Genomic DNA, 24666 nt, shown 5'->3' with positions numbered 1-24666 from the left:
TCACTATGATGGCGCCATGACGACTCCTACCCGTGTCTTCGCCGTGCTGCTCGGCACCGTCACCTATGTCGCACTCGGCGCCGCGTCCGCGTGGGCCGATGAGCCCAACAGCCCGGCCTGGCCCGACGGCGAGGGCCGCAGCGTCCTCGACACGCTGCTGCTGTTCGTGGGCGGCACGGTGGTCCTGTTCGTCGTGATCTCGCTGTTCGGCCTCATGACGGCGCGCCGCAACTTCGTACCCGCGCCGCCCAGCACCGATCTCGAGAAGGCTCCGTCAAGCGCCGCTGCGCACCACTGACATGACCGGGCCCGATCTGGCCTCGTTGCTCCTTCGGGTCGTGCTCGGCGTCGTGCTGCTGATGCACGGCCGCAACCACGGCTGGGGGGCGGGCGGACTGGCCGGTACGGCGAGCTGGTTCGACAGCATCGGGCTGCGCCCGGCGAAGCTGCACGCCGCGATCAGCGCATACATGGAGGTCGCCGCCGGCCTTGCGCTGCTGGTGGGCATCTTCGTGCCATTCGCCGCCGCAGCGGGCATCGGCACCATGACGGTCGCGTTCATCACGGTGCATCGCAAGAACGGCTTCTTCATCTTCAACCCGGGTGAGGGCTACGAGTACGTCGTCACCGTCGCGTTCGCCCTCACGGCACTGGCCGCTCTCGGCGCCGGCAAGATCTCCCTCGACCACGCGCTCGACATCGAGCTCCACGGCGTCGGCGTCGGCCTCGGCGCCGCTGCCGCGGGAGTGCTGGGTGCCGCGCTGCTCCTCCTCACCAGCTGGCGCCCGCCCGCCCGGGCTGGTGAGGACGACTGACTAGGCCGTGACCGACTGGGCCCGCAGCGCGCGGGCGAGGTCGTCACGTCCCTCCGACACGTAGCGGACGGTTGCTGCTCCCGCCTGGGTGCCGGCGAGCCAGGCATCGACCTTGTCGAGAGTTGCCTGCGACGGGTTCGCGAGAGGGAACAGCGGGATCAGGGCAACCTGGGCCATCCACACGCCCTTCTCCTCCAGCACCGTCTCGGCCATCGTGAGGTAGCGGTCGACATATGCCTCGAGCAGCTCACCCTGGCCCGGGACCTGGAACGCGTGCGCGATCGAGCGGCGCGTCTCGTTGGGGATGTCGCCGCTGACGACGGCCTCCCACGCCGCCGCCTTGGCGTCGGCAAGCGGCTGGATCGCCCGCGCTGCCGCGGCGTGCTCCTGGCCGGAGATCGTGTTGTCGCGCTCGAGCTCGGCGACGATCTCGGCCTCGCCGGCCTCGCCGAGGCGGGCGAGTGCAGTGAGAAGCGTCCATCGCAGGTCGGTGTCGACCATCAGTCCCTCGAGCTGGCCGTCGAGGAGCTCACGCAGCCGACCGGGCCCGGACGCCGCGTTGGCGTACGCGCGGACCAGTGCGAGCTGGTGGTCGCTTCCGGCCTCGGCCTCGTCGACCAGGGCGCGGAGACCCGACTCCCACCTCTCGGCGAGCTCGGGCCGGGCGTCGTCGGCGGTGAAGATGTTGACCGAGGTCTGCGCCTGGCGAAGCAAGGACGAGACGGCCGTCAGGTCCGACTCCGACCCGACACCCGCGAGCACGAGCGACACGAAGTCGGCCGCGGGCAGCTCTGCGTCGCGGGTCATGTCCCACGCCGATCCCCAGCAGAGGGCGCGGGGGAGTGACTCGTCGAACGTCGCGATGCTCTCGAGCAGGGTGTTGAACGAGCGTTCGTCGAGCCGGATCTTGGCGTACGTCAGGTCGTCGTCGTTGAGCAGGATCAGGTCGGGCTGCGCATGGTCCAGCAGCTCGGCGATCGGCGTCGAGGCGCCGCGGATGTCGGTCTCGATGCGCTCCGTGCGTACGAGGCGCCCCTCGACCTGGTTGTAGAGGCCGATCGCGATGCGGTGACGGCGCAGGGTCGGGTAGGCCTCGATCGCGGTCTGCTCGATCGCGAACGAGGTGAACACGCCCTCCTCGTCGGTCTCGAAGACCGCCTTGAGCGTGTTGACGCCCGAGGTCTGCAGCCACTCCTTGGCCCAGTCGCCGAGCTCACGGCCCGAGGCGGCCTCCAGCTCGTCGAGGAGGTCGGTCAGCTCGGTGTTGCCGTACGCGTGCTTCGTGAAGTAGGCGCGCAGCCCCGCGAAGAAGTCCTTCTCGCCGACCCAGGCGACGAGCTGCTTGAGCGCCGATGCGCCCTTGGCGTACGTGATGCCGTCGAAGTTGGCCTCCACCGCGTGCAGGTCGTAGTTGTCCGCCGCGATGGGGTGCGTCGACGGGAGCTGGTCCTGGCGGTAGGCCCAGTTCTTGCGGGCATTGGTGAAGCTCGTCCACGAGTCGGTGAAGCGGGTCGCGTGCGTCGCCGAGTGGGAAGCCGCGAACTCCGCGAATGACTCGTTGAGCCACAGGTCGTCCCACCAGTTCATCGTCACGAGATCGCCGAACCACATGTGGGCCATCTCGTGCAGGATCGTGTTGGCGCGCTGCTCGTACGCTGCGACGGTCTGCCGGCTGCGGAAGATCATCTCGTCACGGAACGTCACGGCTCCGGCGTTCTCCATCGCGCCCATGTTGTATTCCGGCACGAAGAGCTGGTCGTACTTGCCGAACGGGTAGCCCATCTCGAAGGCGCCCTCGAAGAACTCGAAGCCCTGCTTGGTGATCAGGAAGATGTCGTCGGCGTCGAGGTGCTCGACCAGCGACTGGCGGCAGAACACGCCGAGTGCGATCTCGTCGTACGCGCCCTTGTAGGTGTCGGTGACCTGGTGGTATTCGCCGGCGATGAGCGCGGTGATGTAGGTCGACATGCGCTTGGTCGGCGCGAAGTGCCACGTGCTGGTTCCCTCGGCGGCGGGCTCCGGCTCGGGGGTCGGCGAGTTGGAAACGACCTGCCAGCCGGACGGGGCGGTGACGTGGAACTCGAACGTCGCCTTGAGGTTGGGCTGCTCGAACGTCGTGAACACGCGGCGGGCATCCGGCACCTCGAACTGCGTGTAGAGGTAGACGCGGCCGTCGACGGGGTCGACGAAGCGGTGCAGTCCCTCGCCCGAGCGGGAGTAGGCGCAGCTCGCCTCGACCGTGAGCACGTTCTGGTCCGCCAGGCCGTCCAGCGGGATGCGGCTGTCGGCGTACACGGACGGATCGATCGACTCGCCGTTCAGCGTGATCGAGGTGATCTCGCCGTCGACCAGGTCGACGAACGTCGACGCTCCGGGGGTCGCCCCGAACGTGATCGTCGTGGTCGATCCGAATCGTGTGTCGGAGTCGAGGGTGAGGTCGAGCGCGATGTCGTACGTCTCTGTGGAGATGACCGACGCGCGCTCGCTGGCTTCTTCGCGGGTGAGGTTGGTTCCAGGCATGTCGCCATGCTTTCACGCACTGGTTCACGAGACGAGTCGGGCAGGTCGCCGTTCTCGGGCAGGATGTGCACATGCACGAGCGAAGCGAGGGCGTCAACACGCACGGTGATCTTTGTGCCTCATGCGCGCACGGAGCGACGCGAGGTGTCTCGGGACGCCGATCGACAGTCGAGCGAGTACGTGCATGAGAATCCCGTTCGCGGAGTCGGAGCGGTCGACGATCGGCATCGAGTGGGAGCTCGCCCTCGTCGACACCGATTCGGGTGACCTGCGTCAGGTCGCACAGACGGTCCTTGACGCGGTCGCACCGAAGGACGGGGGAGAGCACCCGCACATCCGCCAGGAGCTGCTCCTCAACACGGTCGAGATCGTGTCCGGCGTGTGTCACACGGTGGCGGAGGCTGGCGCCGACCTGCAGCGGGCGATCGACGAGATCCGCGTCATCACCGATCCGCTCCGGGTCGAGCTGATGTGCGCCGGCACCCACCCGTTCGCCGCGTGGGACCACCAGAAGGTCACTGACAAGGAGCGCTACGCGACACTGATCGACCGCACGCAGTGGTGGGGCCGCCAGATGCTGATCTACGGCGTCCACGTCCACGTCGGCATCGAGGACCGCGACAAGGTGCTGCCGATCAGCCGGGCGATGCTGACGTACTACGGTCATCTCCAGGCACTCAGCGCATCGTCGCCGTTCTGGGGTGGCAAGGCGACCGGATATGCGTCCAACCGGGCGCTGATGTTCCAGCAGCTGCCGACCGCCGGACTGCCGTTCCAGTTCGAGGAGTGGGACGAGCTCGAGGGCTATGTCGCCGACATGATGAAGACCGGTGTCATCGACGTGTTCGACGAGATCCGCTGGGACCTTCGTCCGTCACCCAAGTTCGGCACCCTCGAGGTGCGCATCTGCGATGGCATCCCGACGATGTCGGAGCTGCTGAGCATCTCGGCCCTGACCCACTGCCTGGTCGAGTACTTCTCGCAGGAGCTCGATGCCGGCCGTGAGCTGCCGACCGTACCGCCGTGGTTCGCACAGGAGAACAAGTGGCGTTCGGCCCGCTACGGCATGGACGCGATCCTGATCCTCGACAAGTCCGCCGAGGAGGAGCTCGTCACGACCGACCTGGCCCGACTCCTCAAACGACTCGAGCCGGTCGCCGAGAAGCTCGAGTGCGCCGAGGAGCTCGCCGGGATCGCCGAGATCGTCCGAGGGGGCGCGTCCTACCAGCGTCAGGTCGCCGTCGGCGGAGACGGCACCAACCTCGACGCCGTGGCGCGGCTGCTCGTGGAGGAGATGCGGGCCGGTCGTCCAGTGCGTGCCGGCTGACGGGCGAAGATTTCTCGGCCGATGCGGAATACGCGGATCGTTGCGTGGTTGAAACTTGTATGACCTCTACTGACACGCCTGTGCCCGACACGACCTCCACCACGACCGAGACGGTGGACTTCTGGTTCGACCCGCTCTGCCCGTTCGCCTGGATCACGTCGCGCTGGATGCTGGAGGTCGAGAAGGTCCGCGACGTCGAGACGTCATTCCACGTCATGAGCCTCTCGGTGCTCAACGAGGACAAGGATGTCGAGCAGCGCTACAAGGACATGCTGGAGCGCGGCTGGGGCCCCGTACGACTCGCCATCGCGATCGAGCAGCAGCACGGCAACGCGGCGCTGCGGCCGTTCTACACCGCGATCGGCACCAAGCATCACAACGAGGGCCGCGAGTTCGACAAGGCGTTGTACGAAGAGGTGCTGGAGGAGATCGGGCTCCCGGTGGAGCTGGCCGGCGCCGCTGATGACACGTCGCTCGACGACGCCGTGCGCGCCTCACACAAGGACGGCATCGATCGCGTCGGCGAAGAGGTCGGTACGCCCGTCGTCTCGGTCGGCGGCACGGCGTTCTTCGGACCCGTGCTGACCAAGATCCCGCGCGGCGAGGATGCCGGCGTGATCTTCGACGGCACGCGTCAGCTGGCGGGCTTCGACTACTTCTTCGAGCTGAAGCGCACCCGTACCGGAGACCTCGACTTCACCTGAGATGATGTCGGCGTGGATGTGAAAGCCGACTACGAGCGTCTTCGCAAGTCCTTCATCCACCGTCATCGCATCAACGCGACGTTCCGGCGTCAGGTCCGTGCCGGCGTGTGGGGCGCTGCCGCGCTCCTGCTCGCCGGTGCGTGGTTGCTCCGCTGGCTCTTCGGCGGCGGCTCCGACGGTGTGCTTCTCGCACTCGTCGGTGCCGGTGTCATAGCGACGGTCCTCGCACTGACCCGCCCGGCACCACCGCCCCATGCGCACGACCTGCCGGGGGCCCCTGACGGGCCGTGCGAGTCCGAGCCAGCCGACCTCGGGCCCTGGGTCGTCGCAGCCCGGTGGGCGGGCGCAGCCGCGCTGATCGCCTTCGCCGTCAACCTGCCCGCATGGGTCGTGCTGGTCGTCCTGGGCGTGGTGGCAGTTGCCGCCGGTCGCGTCATCGCCTACCGATGGTGGGTGTGGCGGCGTACGGCAGTCATCGCCGCGGCGCTGCGAGATCACGGCCCTCGGTTCGCGATCGCGTACGCCGGCCACGGTGGAGGACCGACCCACCTGTCGATGTGGGAGGGGCCGCTGCGCAGCTCGGGATTCCCGGGCGTGGTGTTCAACTTCCGCGAGTCCTATTGCGCCTACCTGCGCGAGAACACCGACCTCGGCTCGCCGTTCGTCCAGATGAGCACGGACCCACCCCGCGACCTGAGGCACCTCATCGTCCCGGGCCTCGGCGCGTTCTTCTACGTCCACAACGCCTGGACCAACCTGCGATTCATGTCGATGTCACAGGTCAAGCACGTCTGGCTCGGCCACGGCGACTCCGACAAGCCGGGCAGTGCGCTTGCCCGCCACTCGCTGTACGACCTCCTGGTGGTCTCCGGCACCGCCGCGATCGACCGATACGCCGAGGCGGGCGTGCGCATCCCGGGCGAGAAGTTCGTCGTTCTGGGGCGGCCTCAGGTGCAGGGCATCGAGACGGCCTCGCGCGACATCACCGGCGTCGAGCGTCCGGTGGTGCTCTATGCGCCGACCTGGCAGGGCAAGAAGGACGCGATCGGCCTGTCGTCCCTCGAGATCGGTGCCGAGATCGTCCGCGCGCTCGCAGTCAGGGCCGATGTGATGTTCCGCCCGCACCCGGTCTCGAGCCGCTTCCCGTCCTTCAAGCCGCTCGTCGAGGAGATCGACGCGATCCTGGCGGCCGACACGGCGGACCCCTCGACTCCCGGCTCGCACATGTGGGGCGAGCTGCCGACACGGACCTGGTCGGTGTTCGAGTGCATGAACCGGTCCGATGCCCTCGTGTCCGACGTGTCCAGTGTCGTCTCGGACTGGCTCCAGTCGGGCAAGCCCTACGCGATGGTCAGCATGAGCTGGGACGAGTCCGCCTACCGTGAACAGTTCCCGGCAGCCCGTGGAGCGTACGTCCTCCTTGGCGACCTCTCCAACGTCGATGAGGTTCTCGGCGACATGCTGGGACCCGACAGCCTCGCGGATGAGCGCATGACGTTGCGGACCAAGGTGCTGGGCGGATTCGAGGGCAACGGCTCGGCTGAGGCGTTCGCTGCCTACTTCCATGAGATGTTCGACCGCTTCGGCATGAAGGGCTGAGAGACTTTCCCCATGCGCGTACACATTGCTGCCGACCACGCCGGCTTCGAGCTCAAGGCCCACCTGATCGAATGGCTCACCGCCCACGGCCACGAGCCGTTGGACCACGGTGCCCACGCGTACGACGCCGACGACGACTATCCGCCCTTCTGCGTCGCGGCCGCCGAGGCAGCCGTCGCCGATCCTGAGTCGTTGGCGATCGTCATCGGCGGTTCCGGCAACGGTGAACAGATCGCGGCCAACAAGGTCAGGGGCGCCCGCGCTGCACTGGCGTGGAGTGTCGAGACGGCGTCCCTCGCGCGCCAGCACAACAACGCCCAGATCGTCTCCGTTGGCGCCCGCATGCACACGGTCGACGACGTGACAGCGATCATCGAGGCGTTTCTGACCACCCCGTGGAGCGGCGAGGCACGTCACCAGCGCCGGATCGACATGCTGCTGGCGTTCGAGGAAACCGGCGAATTTGCCTGAGGGCCACACGCTCCACCGGCTCGCCACCGACCTGACGGCGACCTTCGGTGGCCAAGCGGTGTCGTCCACCAGTCCGCAGGGCCGCTTCGACGCGGGAGCCTCCCGTCTCGACGGCCACGTGCTGTGGCGCGCCGAAGCCTGGGGCAAGCACCTGCTGATCGACTTCACCGGGGTGCGAGAACGTGTCCACGTCCACCTCGGCATCTACGGCTCGTTCGTCATCGCGCGCTCGGACCACCCCGTGGTCGGCCAGGTGCGGTGGCGGGTCGCCTCCCGTCGGGCGGTCGCCGATCTGCGCGGCCCGACGGTGTGCGAGCTGCTTGAGCCCGACGCCGCCGACGAGCTGATCGCCCGTCTCGGACCCGACCCGCTGCGCCCCGACGCCGACCCGGAGCTTGCGTGGCAGCGCATCACTGCGTCGCGCGCTCCCATCGCCACGCTGCTGATGGACCAGCGGGTGCTGTCCGGTGTCGGCAACGTCTATCGCGCCGAGCTGCTGTTTCGGCATCGCGTCGATCCCGACCTCGAGGGTCGACGGCTCGACCGTGGCACGTTCGCGGCGATGTGGGACGACCTGACGACGTTGATGAGCGCCGGCGAACGTACGGGCCGTATCGACACCGTGGATCCTGAGCACGAGCCCGCGGCGATGGGCCGTGACCCGCGCGTCGACGACCATGGCGGCGAGGTCTATGTCTATCGCCGGACGGACCAGGCGTGCTTGGTGTGCGGCACCGCGATCCGTACGCGGGTGCTTGCCGGCAGAAACCTGTTTTGGTGTCCGTCGTGTCAGCAAGGTGGATAGGCTCGACCGGGTGGCAAACAGGTTTCGTCGTGCAGCGCCGACCATGGCGCGCTATCTCGACGACCGCATCGTGCGGTGGCGCACGGGCTCCAACGAGGGCCAGTTTCTGGTCCTCGCCGCACTGATCGGCGTGACGCTCGGTCTGACGCTGATATCCCTCGTGTCGTATGCGGCGGTGCCCGCCGCAACGTTCATCGTCCCCATCCTGCTCGGCATGCTCGCACTGCGATTTCGACCTCTGTTGGCCCTCGTGCTCTTCACGGTCGTGTGCATCGGGATCACGGTGGTCAAGGAGATCTCGAGCTCAGGACTGGTGGTCGGCCGCCTGGGAACGCTTGCGGCGATCGCCATCATCGTCGCCATCGTGCTGTTCGACTCCAGTCGCCGGCGCAGCGGCCTGCCGGGACCGGTCGGCGAGGCCATGCTGGTCGACCTGCGCGACCGCCTTCAGGCACAGGGCGTCGTACCCACTCTTCCGACGGGTTGGAGCGCCCAGTCCGCGATGCTGACCGCCGGTGGGGTGAAGTTCGCCGGCGACTTCCTGGTCGCCAACCTGTCAGACGACGAGACCCGGCTCGAGATGGTCCTGGTGGATGTGTGTGGCAAGGGCGTCAGTGCAGGCACGCAGTCGCTCCAGTTCGCCGGCGCCCTGGGCGGCTTGATCGGTGCACTGCCGCCCCTTGGCCTGTTCGCTGCTGCCAACGACTTCCTCCTGAGACAGGACTGGGACGAGGGTTTCGCCACCGCGGTCCACGTCCTGATCAATCTCGAGAGCGGTGACTACGCGATCATCAACGCCGGACACCCCCCGGCACTGAGGTGGGCGACCGAACAGCGCGACTGGATCGTCGATGGTGCGCGCGGCACGGCGCTGGGCATCACGCATGCCGCGGAGTTCCACCAGACTGTCGGCAACCTCGGGGTCGGCGACGCGTTGATGTTCTACACCGACGGAGTGGTCGAGAGCCGTACCAAGGACTTCACCGACGGGATCCAGTGGCTCCGCGGGGTGGCGGCCAACGTCATCTCGACGGGGTTCGACCAAGCGGCGAAGCGGATCCTCGCACAGGTCGAGTCCGGCGACGACGATCGCGCCGTGCTGATCGTCAGTCGCGCGCTCTCGGTTGCGGGAACTGGCTCCTCATCGCTGCGTCCCAGGCGCGCGCGCCGATGAGCCGGCGACTTGCGATCGACATCTTCGCCGACGCCGTCACGGTGTAACGGATCCTGGGCCGCCTGGCCTTGAGCGCCTTCTCGATGACCTTCGCCACGGAGTCCGGTCCGCCGCCGAGGTGACGCATCGGTCCGGAGTAGGCCTCCTTGGTCGACGCTGCGACCTGGGCGTTGAACTCCGCATACGGTCCGTCGTTGTTGCTCCCCATCGAGGCGACGGCCGCGTTCTCGAAGTTGGTCGTGATCAGGCCGGGCTCGACGATCACGACCTGTACGCCGAACCCGGCGACCTCGAACCGCATTGCGTCCGACAACGCCTCCACCGCGAACTTCGTCGCGTGGTAGACGCCGCCGCCCGGGAACACGAGACGTCCGCCCATCGAGGAGATGTTGACGATGCGGCCCGAGCCTTGCTGGCGCATCGTCGGGAGGACCAGCTGGCTGAGGCGCAGCAGCCCGAACACGTTGGTCTCGAACTGGCGGCGCACCTCGTCGAGGTCAAGCGTCTCCGTTGCTCCGGACTGCGAGTAGCCGGCGTTGTTGACGAGCGCGTCGATGCGGCCTGCCTCCTCGAGGACCGTCGTGACGGCACCGCTCATCGACTCCTCGCTGGTGACGTCGAGGGCGAGCGTGCGGCACCCCTCGGCCTTGAGGCCCTCGAGTGTCTCGGGCTTGCGCGCGGTCGCGTAGACGGTCCAGCCTGCCTTGGCGAGCCGCGCGGCGGTGGCCTCGCCGATGCCGGAGGAACAGCCGGTGATCAGGACGACGCGATCAGTCATCCCGGCATTCTAGGCAAGAAAGGTCATGGCTGTACGTCGTAAAGGAAATCTGCGCAGAGAGACCGCCTGTCGCGCGTGCACATGGTGCAGGAACGTGTTGGCCATGTGGCAAGATGGTTGTCGTTGCCGCAAGGCTTCGCGGACGTAACTCAATTGGTTAGAGTCTCTGCCTTCCAAGCAGAATGTTGCGAGTTCGAGTCTCGTCGTCCGCTCTCGATATAACCGCTGGTCAGCCGTGGTTTGGAATCCATTGTTGATGACAGTTACGGCGGTGCGTATCTGGCATTCGTGCCACTACGTGCCATAGCGATCCGTAAGGACCATCCAAATGACCAGTTCAGCCACCGCTTCAAAGCGTTCTCGCAAGACCTCCCGCCGCTCCTTTGGAGCCGTCCGCAAACTGCCCTCCGGCCGCTTCCAAGTGCGCTACCGCGGTCACCTGATATCACCCACGTGGTGACTATGGGTGTCGCGTCGTGACACCCACAAGGGGACAGCAGGCGGTACCCAGTGGGTGACGTTCAGCGGTACCCAGTGGGTGACGCTGAGCAGCACCCCTAGGAGAACTCAGAAGTACGTAGGAATAGACATGAATAGATCAGGCAAACTCAACCACTCACTTGGAGTGCCGAACTTGTGGACAAGGCCTCCCACCAGCCACCGACACAAAGACGTCAGCGCCTTCGGCGCGGCAACGGAGAAGGTGCATGAGCGGCACAGCTCAGAGTCGTAGTGTCTTACCTGCGGTCGGCCAAGCATCAGGCCAATCCGTTTTTCTTGAGAGCTTTGAAGCCCCCGCCCAGGCTTCGATTTTAGATATTTCGCCTGTAAAAAATCTCAGATTGCGACAAGAACGTGCAAGCTCGAAGGGAATCGGACGAATGAACAACGAGAACTCCGAAGAACCGAGCGACGGCAGAGAGATCAAGCCAAAATCCGAAGGGCGACAAGGGAAGCCACGGCAACCCCGCAAGCCTCGTCGTTCTCGCACCAAAGCACGTGCCGGAAAGGGCCGGAGTGGACTACGGCGAGCGACCGGCGCGCGCGTGGTGGCGATTCATCCCGGCCGATGCGGCCGATGCGGCCACGACTACTTTCCCGGTACGACGATCGTCAACAAGGATGACGACGGCTGGATTCACGTTGAGTGTGGAGCCAGCTAACATCCGGCATAGTCTCAGACCATGCCCAGGGCCGGTCGAGAGCTTGAGGAATTGGTCGCGGCCCTGGAGGCAGCGACATCGGAACTTCCAGTGCGTGTCACGTCGCCAGACTCGATCGTCGGCAGGCGCTCCGGTGCATCACGTGAGGTAGACGTGACTCTCCGTGGCATGGTCGGGAGTCTCGACCTTCTTGTCATCTTCGAATGCCGGGACCGCAATACGACCCAAGACGTCACTTGGATTGAACAACTCGCGTCCAAGGGGAAGGACGTCGGCGCTAACAAGATCGTCGCGGTGTCGTCATCCGGCTACTCGGCCGCGGCAAAGCGACTCGCGGAATCGGAGTCGATTGAACTCCGGACAATGACGACGGTCACCGACGGTGACACCGCGTCTTGGGTCCAGCTATCCCACATCGACGTTATTCAGACATCAATTGCTGTGATCGATACTGAGATTGACTACTTCAGCGACACCCCTGCTATCGACAGTTCTGGGCGTAGGGCCGACTCGTTGACGTCAGTTGATGATGTGATGTTCACCTTTTGGCCGTCTCGCAAGTCGACTACCCATGGGGAACTGCGGGACCTAGCGATTCAACTCGTTGGACAAGACAACTGGGACAACGTGTCCGGCGAAGGCCTCGTGCATATGTCTGGACCAGAATCGCCAAACCTCGCGATTGTGACTATCGATGGGCCGTTTCCACTAGCGCGCCTGAGTATGCGAATGGAAGTCAGCAGCGAGCAGCACATCCTGCCGTTCCAACGTGTCAGCACCTACGGCCGACCTGACCTTGAAGCGCTACAGGCTGTCGAATTCGCCGGAGACGTGGGCGGGAGTCACGTCACCGTGAGTCTCGTTCGGAACGGAGATGAAGTGGTCGCGATAGTTCGCGGTATCGAGGACGGAACGTCTTCTCTTTCAATCGAAGGAACAACCTTCGAACCGTGAGTATCTGCACCGCCTGGCTTGGGCATTTCCCGACGATTGAGAATGATTGAGGGCCCCTCAGGCATGATGTGAAAATGCGATCCCGAACGACGGTCCTGCTTGGCGCGGGAGCATCGGTGGACGCTGGCCTCCCTCTCACCGTCGAACTGGCGGAGAGGGTCGTTGATCAAGCCAATCGAACAGCGCCTAGCAGTGTGATTCGGGCCGACTGGGTTTCGGCGCTCAACTTTGTCTACGGTGCGATGGTCGGATATCAGGCTGAGGACGGTGGCAACCCTCTCCAGGCCGTCAACATTGAGCGCCTTATCTCGGCCCTCCGACTCCTGCAGAATTCGGCCGAACATGAAGTGGCCCCGTTCGTTTCGGCGTGGAAACCGGGAGCACTGGGGGTCGGTGGGGGAAGGCTTGCGGGCAACATGGGCCAATCACTCGTAACTGCGATTGAGAAGGTCGCATCTGGTGGAGTCGGAGCGACGGTAGGCAGAAGAGACGTTGTGAGCGGCGTCTCCGACATCGCGCGAGCCGCGACGCGCAAGGGCAATCCAGAGGCGTTCGTCAAGGCTGAGAACATGATCCTTGAGAGCCTTTCCGAACTGCTTGGCGACCTCAAAACAGTCGAATACTTGGCTCCACTGGCCGAGTTGGCTCTCAATCAACCAGGCGGTCTTGACGTCGTCACTCTCAACTACGACCTCGCGGTCGAGCAGATGGCGACCGACACGGACACCGAGATTGAGCGCGGAATTGGCGGTTGGAAGCCTGGCTCCCCTTTGAGGTTTCCATCCGTCGACGGCCGCATCAATCTCTACAAGCTCCACGGCTCATTGGACTGGGTAGAACGTCGCGCCGCAGATGGAATGGCCGCACCGGAGATTGAAGTCAAGTCTGTCGACGGCGAAGAAGAGCCCGGTTCCTACCGCTCGTACCACCAGAAGCCATGGATCGTTGTGGGGGACCGGGAGAAGTTGGCCACCGATGGTCCCACTCTCGCTCTCCTTCGCGCGGCGGAAGATGCCTTACGCCGCACCACGCATTTGGTCGTCATTGGGTACTCGTTCAGTGACGCTCACATCAATTCGCTCGTTCGTAACTGGATGCTTGGCAACGCGAAACGGACGATAGGAATTGTTGATACTCAATGGGACCGGCGAAATCTCGGAGAGTTCCGCACAGCTCTACTGCGGGAGTACGGATCGACTTCAGGCAGGCGATCACGGGTTGTGGCCCTGCCTGGGACGACGAAAGACCGGATTCGGGAAGCGCTCGTGCGATTGCCTGACGAGTCATCCGACCCCTATGCGACTGTTCAGGCGGTCGAAGCCCAAGAGAACCTGGTTCGGGTGTCGATACGGCTTCATGGCCCCGATCTCTATGCGGCAAGAATCAATGTGGCGAGGGATGGCTTCTCTGGATGGGGAGTCGACACGTTCAAGACCGCCGCCGAAGTCCAGGACGAACCTCAAAACCGAAGCTCCTGGAAAGTCGCGAGCTTCGAACACTGGGTCAGTGGGTCGGAGGTCGAGGTCTTTGCGCGAGGCCCAGTCTCCGACGTCTCCAAGCTGTCGATCTACGGCGATCGTCTCGACGGTGCCACACCGGAAACCTTCGACATTGATGTCGAAAGCTAGGACGGGGTATCTGGCATTCGTGCCACTACGTGCCATAAGGGGGAGCCAACGTGGGGGTATTCCAGACCACTCGGCACTATTGAGAGTGTTACTGTTTGCGCAGTTCAGACCACGTAAAATCTCCCTGACCTGCACGTATGTTTGAGCGGTCCTCAGAATCTTCCAATCAGAATGTTGCGAGTTCGAGTCTCGTCGTCCGCTCCAATCACGCCGTAGGCGTCCCGAGAGCGGACGCATCCACTCCCTGGGCCCCACCCCCCGCGCCGAAGGCTCCTGGGCCCCACCCTCACGCCGAAGGCGCTTCAGGCACCCGTGTCGATGATGAGGTCGGCGTGCATCCGGGTCTGCTCGGCGACGAAATGCCGGGCCTCCTGCTCCGCCCACACGTCCCAGAACGGCGCATAGACGTCACCATCGCGGGCCAGGGCCCGTTCACGGCGACGCTCCAGCGGCGCGTCGACCCACAGCAGCAGGCTGAGGTAGGGACGAAGTGTCGCCGCACCGCTGCCGACACCGTCGAGGATCAGCAGGGGAGTGGGCGGTACGCGCAGCACCGTACCCGGCCGGTCCGCCTCCCAGTCCCATCGGCGCGTCTCCCCGATCTCGTCGGCGGCGATCTGGTCGAGCACTCGGCGCACCATCGGCGGCGTCGCCTCGAGTCCGTGCCAGCCGGGATACAGGTCCTCGAGGTGCAGGACGTCGCCACCGGTCTCGACCGCAAGCTGCTTGGTGAGGCTCGTCTTGCCCGAGCCGCTCGGACCGTCGAGCGCGACCACGGTGGTGGTGCCGCACGCAGGCTCACGCTGCGCGATCAGCGCGCTCAGCTCCGCGTACCGGTGGCGGTTCACAGTCCCAGTGTCCACTAGAGTGATCTGGCTACGGGATGTAGCGCAGCTTGGTAGCGCATCCGCTTTGGGAGCGGAGGGTCGCAGGTTCGAATCCTGTCATCCCGACGTACGAGGGATGCTCCCCTGAGCCGCAGGCGGCCGGGACCCCGGATTCTCCAATCAACGCGTGCCACATGAGCACCAGACGTACCACCAGACGTCAGACGACGTTCACCTTCACCATGACGTTGAGACATCTGGTTCCGCGGCAATGGGGTATGTGCGAAACAGCGCAGCGACAGGCCCCCGGCTCGCCCGGACGCTAGTAGGCCCCCCAGAGCTCGCGGGTGGACCTCCCAACCTGAATCGCCGCCAGTTCGTGGGCGGCAGCATCGGCATCGCCGTCGGTCTGGGCGTGCTGGGTCCGGCGGCGCTGCCGTCACCGGCGCCGGCGACCCTTTCCCGCTTCTTCGCGCACGGCGTGGCCTCGGGTGATCCGCTCCCCGATGCGATCGTGCTGTGGACACGGGTGACTCCGGTTCCGCTCGCCACTCCAGGCTCGGGCGTCGGTCCGAACGTGTCGGTGCGCTGGCAGATCTCCGAGCTGTCCGATTTCAGCCTGGTGGCCGACAGTGGCATCCTGTCGACCGGCCCGGCGCGGGATCACACGGTCAAGGTGGACGCGCAGGGGCTGAAGCCCGGCACGGACTACTACTTCCGCTTCATCGCGGACGGGCACGAGTCGCCGGTCGGCCGTACGCGCACCGCGCCGGCACCCGACTCCGATCCCGGCGAGCTGCGGTTCGGCGTCGTCTCGTGCGCGAACTGGCAGGCGGGATACTTCACCTCCTACCGCCACCTGGCCGAACGCGGCGACCTCGACGCGATCATCCACCTCGGGGACTACCTGTACGAGTACCAGCCGGGCAAGTACTCGTACGGCCACAACAACCGTGACATCCGCCGCCACGAGCCACCGCGCGAGATCATCACCCTCGCGGACTATCGCGAGCGGCACGGCCAGTACAAGACAGACCCCGACCTGCAGGCGTTGCACGCGGTGCTGCCGTTCATCGTGACGTGGGACGACCACGAGGTCTGCGACGGCAACTGGGCCAACGGCGCGTTCGAGCACCAGGGCAACGAGGGCTCGTTCGCTGCACGCCGCAGGGCGGCGCAGCGGGCGTACGACGAGTGGATGCCGGTGCGCATCTCGGGCACCGCGATCATCGGCGACGGCTCCCGGATGTACCGGCGGCTCCAGTTCGGCACCCTGGCCGACCTGTCGATGCTCGACCTGCGGACGTATCGCAGCGAGCGCGTCGACCCCGATGACCCCGCGATCGACTCCCCGGACCGCACCATCACCGGCAGGCGCCAGCTCGGCTGGCTCGAGGAGCACCTCTCCAGGACGCCGGTCCGGTGGAAGCTCATCGGCAACCCGGTCATGGTCGCGCCGGTCATGCTGCCTCCGCGGCCGACCGCCGAGCAGTACGCGTTGAGCCAGACCGTGAGCTTCACGCCGCTTGAGCCGTCAGCACCCAACACCGACGTGTGGGACGGCTACACGGCCGACCGCAGGAAGCTCCTCGACCACCTGGTGGAGGAGAAGATCGAGGACGTCGTGTTCCTCAGCGGAGACGTGCACACGGCGTGGGCCAACGACGTACCGGCGGCGGGTGGCACGTCGGTCGCCACCGAGTTCGTGTGCAGCTCGATCACCAGCAACAACGTCGACGACTTCATCGGGGTGGCCCCGCGCACGCTGTCGCTGTCGCTCGAGGCCGCGATCCAGACGGAGAACCCACACGTACGATTCGTCAACCTCGACGAGCATGGATACTGCGTCCTGCAGGTGACGGCGGCGAAGGTCCAGATGGACTGGTACGCCATCAGCGACCGTGCTGACGAGCACGCCACGTCGCGTCAGCTGACGTCGTGGACCGTCGCGTCCGGCACCGCACGGGTGCAGCCCACCACGCGCGCCATCCTTGCCTGAACCGCCTGACGCCACATTGGTCGTGCCACGAGCGAATCATTGGTGCCGGGTTCACGTGTCCGCGTCCGTTTGGTGCCGCTTTCGTCGATACCGTGCTTCGCTCGCGGACGCGGTGGCATGAGAGACTGTTGTGTCGCTGCGCCGCCGAATGCGAGCAGGCCAGCCCCCTAAGCGCCAGTTCTCACATACGCAGGAGTCAGTCACGTGAAAAGCAGCACCGAGTCCCTGAGCCCGACGCGGGTCAAGCTCACCATCGAGGTGCCGTTCGAGGAGTTCGAGCCCAACCTCAAGACGGCCTACAAGACCATTGCTTCGCAGATCACGATCCCCGGCTTCCGCAAGGGCAAGATCCCCAACGCGATCGTCGACCAGCGCATCGGTCGCCCGGCGGTCCTCGACGAGGCCATCAACAGCGCGCTCCCCGGTTGGTACTCGCAGGCGCTGCAGGACACCAAGATCCAGCCGCTGAGCCAGCCCGACATCGACCTGACGAAGTTCAACGACGGCGAGCCGATCGAGATCACCGCCGAGCTCGACGTACGTCCCGAGCTCGACCTCCCCGACGTCTCCAAGATCGCCGTCACGGTGGCCGACGCCGAGGTGACCCCCGACGACGTCGAGGAGCAGATCGAGGAGCTCCGCAAGCGCTTCGCGACATTCGCCGAGGTCGACCGTGCGGCCGCAGACGGCGACTTCGTGACGATCGACCTCTCTGCCGCACAGAACGGCGAGCCCATCGAGGCCGCCCAGGCCGAGTCGATGCCCTACACGATCGGTTCGGCGACGATGCTCGACGGACTCAACGAGGCCATCATCGGCATGAAGGCGGGGGAGTCCAACACGTTCTCCACCCAGCTCGCCGGCGGTGAGCTGGCCGGCCAGGATGCCGACGTGACGGTCGTCCTCAAGGACGTCAAGGAGCAGCAGCTGCCTGACCTCGACGACGACTTCGCCCAGACCGCATCACAGTTCGACTCGCTCGAGGAGCTCCGCGCCGACCTCACCGACCGCGTGACCCGCGGCAAGCGCATGGAGCAGGCCAACGAGGCCCGCGACCTGATCCTCGACGAGATCGTCAGCAAGATCGACGCCCCGCTGCCCGAGAACCTCGTCACCGAGGAGCTCGACTCGCGCCGCGCCCAGATCGAGCAGCAGCTCGAGTACGCGGGCATCCCGTTCGAGACGTTCCTCGCCGACGAGGAGCAGACCAAGGAAGAGTTCGAGGCCGATCTCGAGAAGCGCGTCCGCGAGGCGCTCATCGCGCAGTTCGTGCTCGACCAGGTCGTCGCGACCGAGGAGTTCGGCATCGACGACGCCGAGCTGTCGGCCCACATCATGCGCCGCGCGCAGCAGTCGGGTGAGGAGCCCAGCGCCTACATCCAGCACATCATGGAGCACAACCACGTTCCCGAGATGGTCAGCGAGGTGCTCCGGGGCAAGGCGCTGGCATCGCTCGTGGAGTCGGCGCAGGTCACGGACAAGTCCGGCAACGCGATCGAGCTGTCGCGGCTGATGGCTGACGGCACCTACAGCGACGAAGAGCCCGAGGCGGACGAGACGCCCGCCAAGAAGGCTCCGGCCAAGAAGGCCGCTGCCAAGAAGGCTCCGGCCAAGAAGGCCGCCAAGAAGGCCGCGCCCAAGTAGCTCGCCGTTGGGCGTGCGGCTGTGAAGTGACCAAGAACGCGCTGCCGGAATTGCCACTTCGCGTGGCAATACCGGCAGTATGGTGTCATGCCCGCCGACACCGCACGCACGACTGACGTCGCTGCACTCGCGCTCGACTACGGCGATCGACTGATCGTCGGGACGATCCGTGACCTGCACCAGGCGGTCTCGTCGCGCGCATTCAGGGCCACCCGGATGATCGGCAGCCAGGTCCCCGAGTCTCTGCACGACGCGGCCGTGACCAGCGTCTATGGCGCGATCTCCGGCATCCTGCGGCTCTCGAGCGGCTCGATCCGTGCCCTGTCGACCAAGGGTGTCGGGCGTCCGATCGAGAGCTCGAGGCGCGGCCGGCTCATCGTCGCGGCCGTCAACGGGCTGATCGGCGACGAGCTCCGCATGCTCGACGACCCGCAGGCGATCACGATGTCGATCCGGGTCGACGGTGAGGACATCCCGGCAACAGGCTGGCCGCTCGCCCAGGCGTTCCGTGGCGCCACCAGCCACCCCGTCGTGTTCGTCCACGGATTGTGCGAGAACGACGAGTCGTGGAACAACTCCGCCGAGAAGTGGGGCACGACGTACGCGCAGCGCGTCAGCGCCGAGACCGATGGCACGCCAGTCTTGCTCCGCTACAACACCGGGCTCCACATCTCCGAGAACGGCAAGCACCTCGACGCCCTGCTGCAGCAGCTCGTGGCGTCGTGGCCCACTGCCGTCACCCGCATCACGCTGGTCGGTCACTCGATGGGCGGACTCGTCGTACGCGCCGCAACCAACCACGCCACGGCTTCGGGCCAGACATGGCAGCACCTCGTCCGCGATGTCGTGTGCCTCGGCACCCCGCACGCCGGCGCCAACCTCGAAAAGGTCGCGCATCTGGGCTCACGGCTCCTGCGGTTCTGGCCGGAGTCGGCACCGTTCAGCTCGATCCTCGAGAACCGCTCAGCCGGCATCGTCGACCTGCGCCACGGCTACATCACGCAGGACGAGTGGGAAGGCCAGGACCTCACGGGTCAGTGGGGCCTCGACCGCATCGCTGCTGCGCCCCTTCCGCACGCCGAATACCACTTCGTCGCCGCCACGCTCGGTGCATCACAGGGTCACCCGCTGAGCTCGGTGCTCGGTGACCTGCTGGTGCACTTCTCGTCGGCGACGGGCGTCGGCAAGAACGGCGCGATCGTCGACGGCGCCCGTTTTGAGTACCTCCCCAGCGCCCACCATTTCGCCCTGCTCAACCACCCGCAGGTGGGAGACTGGCTCGTCACGTGGCTCAACGCCCGCACGCGGACCATGCGAGCACTCCCGGCTACGCCACGACAGGCCTAGTCCCGACCTGAGGAGCCCCGTGTCCAACAAGCAGCTGATCGAGGGAAGCGTCGAGATCACAGCACCGCCCGAGATGGTCTGGGCCCTCGTGTCCGACCTCAGGCGCATGCGCGAGTGGAGTCCGCAGGTACGCAGGCAGTTCGTGCTGGGCCGCGGCGTCAAGGTAGGAACTCGCACGTTCAACATCAACGGGCAGGGCAGGTTGCGCTGGCCGACGACCGCCAAGGTCGTGGCGTTCGAGCCCCACAAGAAGCTCGCGTTCAAGATCATCGAGAACCGTTCGATCTGGACCTACGAGCTGGAGCCGACGGCGACGGGCACCCGGCTGACGGAGTCGCGCACGACACCTCACGGCACGACCAGGTTCTCCGACTTCGGCGTCGAGAAGGGACTCGGCGGCATGGAGTCGTTCGAGGACTCCCTGGGTACCGGCATCAGCACGACGCTGGAGCGCATCAAGGCCGCGGCGGAGCGTGGCTGATGGGCCAGCCACCACTCGAGGCCGAGATCGAGATCGCCGCCACGCCGGATGACGTGTGGGCCGCGTTGTCGGACGTGTCGGCGATGAAGAGGCGCAGCCCCGAGCTCGTCGTGATGCGTACGCTCGGCAGGCCCCGGGTCGGTCGTCGGGTTGTCAACCTCAACCGACGCAAGGGCTTCGCCTGGCCCACGACGGCACGGATCACTCGCTGGAAGCCTCCGGCCAACGACGACGGCAACGGCGCGTTCGCCTTCCACGTGTGGCCGACCGATGTCGAGTGGTCCTACGACCTCGAGCCCACCTCGAGCGGCACCCGGGTCGTCGAGCGTCGTACCGCCCTGGTCGCCCCCTCGTTGTCCGTACGGCTGACCGCGAAGCTCGCCCTCGGAGGCGCCGACAACCACGACGTCGAGCTGCTGGCCGGCATGAAGGCCACGCTGGCCGCGCTCAAGGCCGAGGTTGAGCACGGCAGCTGAGGCTCAACCGTCACGCTGTCAGCGAACAGCCGCGTTTTCGCGTGTGTCGCGCGAGCGCGCCGTCTAGGTTTGCAGGGTGACCAACTCAGCGAACCCCCATCCGACGGCCATGGCCGGCGAGGCCGGACCCTCCGATCTCGACGGGCACATCTACCAGCGCCTGCTCAAGGAACGCATCGTGTTCCTCGGTTCCGAGGTGCGCGACCAAAACTCCAACGCGATCGCGGCCCAGATGCTGCTGCTCAACGCGGAGGACCCGCAGGCCGACATCTTCTTCTACATCAACTCGCCCGGCGGCTCCGTCGACGCGGGCATGGCGATCTACGACACGATGCAGTTCATCTCCAACGATGTCGCCACGTTCGGCATGGGACTCGCGGCCTCGATGGGCCAGTTCCTGCTCGCCGCGGGCACGGCCGGCAAGCGTTACGCCCTGCCGCATGCGCGCATCATGATGCACCAGCCTTCGGGCGGCATCGGCGGGTCCGCGTCCGACATCAAGATCCAGGCACAGCAGAGCATCCTGCTCAAGAAGCAGCTCAACGAGCTGCAGGCCCAGCACAGTGGGCAGACCGTCGAGCAGATCGAGCTCGACTCCGACCGCGACCGGTGGTTCACGCCGGACGAGGCCAAGGAGTACGGACTGATCGATCACGTCGTGTCGAACGCAGGAGACCTCAAATGAGCTACTACATTCCGCAGTGGGAAGAGCGCACGTCCTACGGCTTCCGTCGCATCGATCCCTACGCCAAGCTCTTCGAGGACCGCATCATCATGCTGGGCACCCCGATCAGCGACGACGTCGCCAACGCCGTCATGGCACAGCTCATGTGCCTGCAGGCGATGGACCCCGATCGTGACATCAGCATCTACATCAACTCGCCCGGCGGCTCCTTCACGGCGCTCACGGCGATCTACGACACGATCCGCTACATCAAGCCGGACGTGCAGACCCTGTGCCTCGGACAGGCGGCATCCGCCGCCGCGGTCCTGCTCGCAGCCGGTACCCCCGGCAAGCGTCTGGCGCTGCCCAACAGCCGCATCCTGATCCACCAGCCCTACACCGAGGGCACCGGCGGCCAGATCTCCGACCTGGAGATCCAGGCCAACGAGATCTTCCGGATGCGCGAGCTGATGGAAAAGATGATCTCCGACGCCTCGGGCAAGCCGATCGAGGAAGTCAGCAAGGATGTCGACCGCGACAAGATCCTGACGGCGCAGCAGGCCGTCGAGTACGGACTCGTCGACGAGGTCCTCGAGACCCTCAAGGTTCCGGTTCCCTGACACGTGACGGGCGCTCCTTTCGGGCGCCCGGCACGCGACATGCGAGAGGCCGACAGAACGGATGACCGAGACGATGCGGGTTTTCGCCGCTAGGGTGAATTTGACGCCGTCGACGTCTCGGGACGAATTGCGCGATCGAGAGGACTCTTCACGTGGCACGCATTGGTGAGACCGCCGATCTGCTGAAGTGCTCTTTCTGCGGCAAGAGCCAGAAGCAGGTCAAGAAGCTCATTGCTGGTCCGGGTGTCTACATCTGTGACGAGTGCATCGATCTGTGCAACGAGATCATCGAGGAGGAGCTCGCCGAAGGCGCCGAGCTCAGCCTCGGCGAGCTGCCGAAGCCGCAAGAGATCTACGACTTCCTCAACGGCTACGTGATCGGCCAGGACGGCGCCAAGAAGTCCCTAGCCGTCGCGGTCTACAACCACTACAAGAGAGTCCAGTCGCAGGCCTCAAGCAGCCGCAACAAGGAAGACCAGGTCGAGCTGGCCAAGTCCAACATCCTGCTGGTCGGCCCGACCGGCTGCGGCAAGACCTATCTCGCCCAGACGCTCGCCCGCATGCTCAACGTCCCGTTCGCGATCGCCGATGCGACCGCGCTCACCGAAGCCGGCTATGTCGGCGAGGACGTCGAAAACATCCTGCTCAAGCTGATCCAGGCTGCCGACTACGACGTCAAGAAGGCCGAGACCGGGATCATCTACATCGACGAGGTCGACAAGATCTCGCGCAAGAGCGAGAACCCTTCGATCACCCGCGACGTGTCGGGCGAGGGCGTGCAACAGGCACTCCTCAAGATTCTCGAGGGCACCACCGCCTCCGTCCCGCCGCAGGGTGGCCGCAAGCACCCGCACCAGGAGTTCATCCAGATCGACACGACCAACGTGTTGTTCATCGTCGGCGGAGCATTCGCGGGTCTCGACCAGATCATCGAGCAGCGCAGCGGCAAGATGAGCCTCGGCTTCAACACCGGCCAGGCCGAGGTCGCCAAGCTCAAGGACGAGCCGCACAAGCTCTACTCCAAGGTGCTGCCGGAGGATCTTCTCAAGTTCGGCCTGATCCCCGAGTTCATCGGTCGTCTCCCCGTCATCGCAGCGGTCGACAACCTCGACAAGGCCGCGCTCGTCGCGATCCTCACGACCCCGCGCAACGCGTTGACCAAGCAGTACGTCCGGTTGTTCGAGATCGACGGGGTCGAGCTCGAGTTCAGCAATGACGCCTGCGAGGCGATGGCCGACCTCGCGCTGACCCGCGGCACGGGCGCTCGTGGCCTGCGCTCGATCATCGAGGCCGTCCTCGAGCCCGTGATGTACGAGATCCCGAGCCGCGACGACGTGGCCAAGGTCGTGGTCACCGCCGAGACCGTGGCGGGCGCCGCCGGACCGACGATCCTCACCCACGACGAAGTGGCCAAGAAGGCTTCTTAAGCACGACAGTTTGAAGGGACACGCCAGTGGCCATCGCCGACCTTGCACTGTTGGGGGCGACCGGGTTCACGGGCTCCCTGACCGCCGACTACCTCGGTGAGCACCTTCCGACCGGCTCCAGCTGGGTCATCGCGGGTCGCAACCCCGACAAGCTCAAGGCTGTCGCGGAGCGTATCGAGGGCAATGGCGGCATCCGCCCGCACATCGTCGAGGCCGACGTCGACGACGAGCTCTCGATGGCGGCGCTGGCGGCACAGACCCGCGTCCTGGTCACGACCGTCGGGCCCTACATCAAGCACGGCGAGGCAGCCGTCAGGGCGTGCGCCGAGGCCGGCATCGCGTACGCCGACCTCACCGGCGAGCCGGAGTTCGTCGACTCGATGTGGCTCAAGTACCACGAGACCGCCGTGGCCAGCGGAGCGCGGATCGTCCACGCCTGCGGCTTCGACTCGATCCCGTACGACCTCGGGGTGCTCTACACCGTCGAGCAGCTGCCCGAAGGGGTTCCGATCTCGGTCAAGGGTTACATCCGGGCCGGTGGCGGTCCGTCCGGTGGCACCTACCACTCCGCGATCGGCGCGTTCTCCCGCGTGCGCCAGGCGGGCAGGACGGCCGCCGAGCGCAAGAAGTCCGAGGGTCGGCCGTCGGGTCGCCGCATCAAGGGATCTGGAAAGATCGGCCGTGGCGCCGACGGCAACGGCTGGGCGCTGCCGCTGCCGACCATCGACCCCCAGATCGTGCTGCGCTCGGCACGGGCACTGGAGCGTTATGGCCCGGAGTTCACCTACTCGCACTTCGCCCAGTTCAAGCGCCTGCCGATGATGGTCGGCACCGTCGTGGGCGGCGGCGTGCTGCTCGCCGGATCGCAGCTCAGCCTGACCCGCAACCTGCTCCTCAAGCTCAAGGACCCCGGAGACGGGCCGGACGAGGCCAAGCGCGCCTCCTCCTGGTTCAAGCTGAAGCTGATCGGCGAGGGTGGCGGCAAGACCGTCACGACCCAGGTCAGCGGCGGCGATCCCGGCTACACCGAGACGTCCAAGATGCTCGGCGAGGCGGCGATGTGCTTGGCGTTCGACGACCTCCCGAAGGTCTCCGGACAGACGACCACGGCGGTGGCGATGGGCGACGTGCTCATCGCCCGACTGCAGAAGGCCGGCATCACCTTCGAGACGCTCTGACCCCTCGAAATGTGACACATTCGTCGGTCGATTCTTCTCACATCTCCGCCACGGCTGCAGGCAGC

23 protein-coding genes and 2 tRNA genes are annotated in these 24666 nt (G+C 65.9%); 22 read left to right on the top strand and 3 right to left on the bottom strand.

What is annotated here, in order from left to right:
* The first annotated feature begins 16 nt into the window (after positions 1-16).
* A complete protein-coding gene (locus tag ABD683_RS01325) occupies positions 17-298 on the top strand; it encodes a hypothetical protein (protein WP_344766638.1) in 282 nt (93 codons plus the stop codon).
* A 1-nt stretch (position 299) separates the two neighbouring features.
* The gene (locus ABD683_RS01320; RefSeq protein WP_344766636.1) at positions 300-815 is read left to right on the top strand and encodes a DoxX family protein; all 516 of its coding nucleotides are present in this window, start codon (positions 300-302) and stop codon (positions 813-815) included.
* On the opposite strand, the gene pepN is transcribed toward ABD683_RS01320, so the two are convergent.
* Positions 816-3335, bottom strand: a complete 2520-nt coding sequence (gene pepN / locus ABD683_RS01315; protein ID WP_344766634.1) for an aminopeptidase N — start codon at positions 3333-3335, stop codon at positions 816-818.
* Positions 3336-3519: 184 nt separating this feature from the next.
* Here pepN and ABD683_RS01310 point away from each other — a divergent pair, with 184 nt between their 5' ends.
* The 6 genes from ABD683_RS01310 (at position 3520) to ABD683_RS01285 (ending at position 9415) form a co-directional block, all read left to right on the top strand.
* On the top strand, positions 3520-4662 hold the full coding sequence (locus tag ABD683_RS01310) for a glutamate--cysteine ligase (RefSeq protein ID WP_344766632.1): 1143 nt from the start codon (positions 3520-3522) through the stop codon (positions 4660-4662).
* An 80-nt stretch (positions 4663-4742) separates the two neighbouring features.
* A complete protein-coding gene (locus ABD683_RS01305; protein WP_344766630.1) occupies positions 4743-5366 on the top strand; it encodes a mycothiol-dependent nitroreductase Rv2466c family protein in 624 nt (207 codons plus the stop codon).
* Positions 5367-5378: 12 nt separating this feature from the next.
* Positions 5379-6965: a CDP-glycerol glycerophosphotransferase family protein gene (locus ABD683_RS01300; RefSeq protein WP_344766628.1), complete on the top strand. Its 1587-nt coding sequence runs from the start codon at positions 5379-5381 to the stop codon at positions 6963-6965.
* Between the two features lie 12 nt (positions 6966-6977).
* On the top strand, positions 6978-7436 hold the full coding sequence (locus tag ABD683_RS01295; protein WP_344766626.1) for a ribose-5-phosphate isomerase: 459 nt from the start codon (positions 6978-6980) through the stop codon (positions 7434-7436).
* Positions 7429-8241: an Fpg/Nei family DNA glycosylase gene (locus tag ABD683_RS01290; protein ID WP_344766625.1), complete on the top strand. Its 813-nt coding sequence runs from the start codon at positions 7429-7431 to the stop codon at positions 8239-8241. The genes ABD683_RS01295 and ABD683_RS01290 overlap by 8 nt, the downstream gene beginning before the upstream one ends.
* A gap of 10 nt (positions 8242-8251) precedes the next feature.
* Positions 8252-9415 (top strand): PP2C family protein-serine/threonine phosphatase, encoded by a 1164-nt coding sequence (locus ABD683_RS01285; protein WP_344766623.1) that lies wholly within the window; start codon positions 8252-8254, stop codon positions 9413-9415.
* Here the strand turns inward: ABD683_RS01285 and ABD683_RS01280 are convergent.
* On the bottom strand, positions 9348-10193 hold the full coding sequence (locus tag ABD683_RS01280; RefSeq protein WP_344766621.1) for an oxidoreductase: 846 nt from the start codon (positions 10191-10193) through the stop codon (positions 9348-9350). The two genes, ABD683_RS01285 and ABD683_RS01280, sit on opposite strands and share 68 nt — an antisense overlap.
* 138 nt (positions 10194-10331) lie before the next feature.
* Between ABD683_RS01280 and ABD683_RS01275 the strand changes: the two genes are divergently transcribed.
* The 4 genes from ABD683_RS01275 (at position 10332) to ABD683_RS01265 (ending at position 13938) form a co-directional block, all read left to right on the top strand.
* A tRNA-Gly gene (locus ABD683_RS01275) sits at positions 10332-10405 on the top strand.
* Positions 10406-10521: 116 nt separating this feature from the next.
* A complete protein-coding gene (locus tag ABD683_RS18580; RefSeq protein ID WP_486303576.1) occupies positions 10522-10653 on the top strand; it encodes a hypothetical protein in 132 nt (43 codons plus the stop codon).
* A gap of 724 nt (positions 10654-11377) precedes the next feature.
* Positions 11378-12310, top strand: coding sequence for a restriction endonuclease (locus ABD683_RS01270; protein ID WP_344766619.1), 933 nt, complete (start codon positions 11378-11380; stop codon positions 12308-12310).
* A 116-nt stretch (positions 12311-12426) separates the two neighbouring features.
* Positions 12427-13938: an SIR2 family protein gene (locus ABD683_RS01265; protein WP_344766618.1), complete on the top strand. Its 1512-nt coding sequence runs from the start codon at positions 12427-12429 to the stop codon at positions 13936-13938.
* Positions 13939-14240: 302 nt separating this feature from the next.
* Here the strand turns inward: ABD683_RS01265 and ABD683_RS01260 are convergent, their stop codons facing one another.
* A complete protein-coding gene (locus ABD683_RS01260; RefSeq protein ID WP_344766616.1) occupies positions 14241-14786 on the bottom strand; it encodes a nucleoside/nucleotide kinase family protein in 546 nt (181 codons plus the stop codon).
* A 31-nt stretch (positions 14787-14817) separates the two neighbouring features.
* Here ABD683_RS01260 and ABD683_RS01255 point away from each other — a divergent pair.
* The 10 genes from ABD683_RS01255 to ABD683_RS01210 all read left to right on the top strand — a co-directional run bounded on the left by ABD683_RS01255 (position 14818) and on the right by ABD683_RS01210 (position 24601).
* Positions 14818-14891, top strand: a tRNA-Pro gene (locus ABD683_RS01255).
* A gap of 235 nt (positions 14892-15126) precedes the next feature.
* Complete coding sequence (locus ABD683_RS01250; RefSeq protein WP_425548525.1) at positions 15127-16764, top strand: alkaline phosphatase D family protein; 1638 nt, start codon at positions 15127-15129, stop codon at positions 16762-16764.
* Between the two features lie 204 nt (positions 16765-16968).
* Positions 16969-18408 carry a trigger factor gene (gene tig / locus ABD683_RS01245; protein WP_344766612.1) on the top strand — a complete coding sequence of 480 codons (1440 nt, stop codon included), beginning with the start codon at positions 16969-16971 and terminating at the stop codon, positions 18406-18408.
* 87 nt (positions 18409-18495) lie between these two features.
* Complete coding sequence (locus tag ABD683_RS01240; RefSeq protein ID WP_344766610.1) at positions 18496-19755, top strand: esterase/lipase family protein; 1260 nt, start codon at positions 18496-18498, stop codon at positions 19753-19755.
* 19 nt (positions 19756-19774) lie between these two features.
* Positions 19775-20236: an SRPBCC family protein gene (locus ABD683_RS01235; RefSeq protein WP_344766608.1), complete on the top strand. Its 462-nt coding sequence runs from the start codon at positions 19775-19777 to the stop codon at positions 20234-20236.
* Positions 20236-20712 (top strand): SRPBCC family protein, encoded by a 477-nt coding sequence (locus ABD683_RS01230; protein ID WP_344766606.1) that lies wholly within the window; start codon positions 20236-20238, stop codon positions 20710-20712. Before ABD683_RS01235 ends, ABD683_RS01230 begins: the two co-directional genes overlap by 1 nt.
* Before the next feature lie 109 nt (positions 20713-20821).
* Positions 20822-21397 (top strand): ATP-dependent Clp protease proteolytic subunit, encoded by a 576-nt coding sequence (locus ABD683_RS01225; RefSeq protein WP_344771551.1) that lies wholly within the window; start codon positions 20822-20824, stop codon positions 21395-21397.
* Complete coding sequence (locus ABD683_RS01220) at positions 21394-21996, top strand: ATP-dependent Clp protease proteolytic subunit (RefSeq protein WP_344766604.1); 603 nt, start codon at positions 21394-21396, stop codon at positions 21994-21996. The genes ABD683_RS01225 and ABD683_RS01220 overlap by 4 nt, the downstream gene beginning before the upstream one ends.
* A 152-nt stretch (positions 21997-22148) precedes the next feature.
* Positions 22149-23423 carry an ATP-dependent Clp protease ATP-binding subunit ClpX gene (gene clpX, locus ABD683_RS01215; RefSeq protein WP_344766602.1) on the top strand — a complete coding sequence of 425 codons (1275 nt, stop codon included), beginning with the start codon at positions 22149-22151 and terminating at the stop codon, positions 23421-23423.
* Between the two features lie 26 nt (positions 23424-23449).
* A complete protein-coding gene (locus ABD683_RS01210; RefSeq protein ID WP_344766600.1) occupies positions 23450-24601 on the top strand; it encodes a saccharopine dehydrogenase family protein in 1152 nt (383 codons plus the stop codon).
* The last annotated feature ends 65 nt before the right edge of the window (positions 24602-24666 follow it).

It is taken from the genome of Aeromicrobium panaciterrae, assembly GCF_039537165.1.
GTDB classification, from domain to species: domain Bacteria; phylum Actinomycetota; class Actinomycetes; order Propionibacteriales; family Nocardioidaceae; genus Aeromicrobium; species Aeromicrobium panaciterrae.
The sequence above is the reverse complement of the archived record's forward strand: the minus strand, read 5'-3'. Positions and strand labels throughout refer to the sequence as shown.

Excerpts from the sequence above, each read along its gene's own strand:
- ABD683_RS01325 (WP_344766638.1), top strand. The coding sequence starts at position 17 with ATGACGACTCCTACCCGTGTCTTCGCCGTGCTGCTCGGCACCGTCACC.
- ABD683_RS01320 (WP_344766636.1), top strand. The coding sequence starts at position 300 with ATGACCGGGCCCGATCTGGCCTCGTTGCTCCTTCGGGTCGTGCTCGGC.
- pepN (WP_344766634.1), bottom strand. The coding sequence starts at position 3,335 with ATGCCTGGAACCAACCTCACCCGCGAAGAAGCCAGCGAGCGCGCGTCG.
- ABD683_RS01310 (WP_344766632.1), top strand. The coding sequence starts at position 3,520 with ATGAGAATCCCGTTCGCGGAGTCGGAGCGGTCGACGATCGGCATCGAG.
- ABD683_RS01295 (WP_344766626.1), top strand. The coding sequence starts at position 6,978 with ATGCGCGTACACATTGCTGCCGACCACGCCGGCTTCGAGCTCAAGGCC.
- ABD683_RS01280 (WP_344766621.1), bottom strand. The coding sequence starts at position 10,193 with ATGACTGATCGCGTCGTCCTGATCACCGGCTGTTCCTCCGGCATCGGC.
- ABD683_RS18580 (WP_486303576.1), top strand. The coding sequence starts at position 10,522 with ATGACCAGTTCAGCCACCGCTTCAAAGCGTTCTCGCAAGACCTCCCGC.
- ABD683_RS01270 (WP_344766619.1), top strand. The coding sequence starts at position 11,378 with ATGCCCAGGGCCGGTCGAGAGCTTGAGGAATTGGTCGCGGCCCTGGAG.
- ABD683_RS01240 (WP_344766610.1), top strand. The coding sequence starts at position 18,496 with ATGCCCGCCGACACCGCACGCACGACTGACGTCGCTGCACTCGCGCTC.
- ABD683_RS01230 (WP_344766606.1), top strand. The coding sequence starts at position 20,236 with ATGGGCCAGCCACCACTCGAGGCCGAGATCGAGATCGCCGCCACGCCG.
- ABD683_RS01225 (WP_344771551.1), top strand. The coding sequence starts at position 20,822 with ATGGCCGGCGAGGCCGGACCCTCCGATCTCGACGGGCACATCTACCAG.
- ABD683_RS01220 (WP_344766604.1), top strand. The coding sequence starts at position 21,394 with ATGAGCTACTACATTCCGCAGTGGGAAGAGCGCACGTCCTACGGCTTC.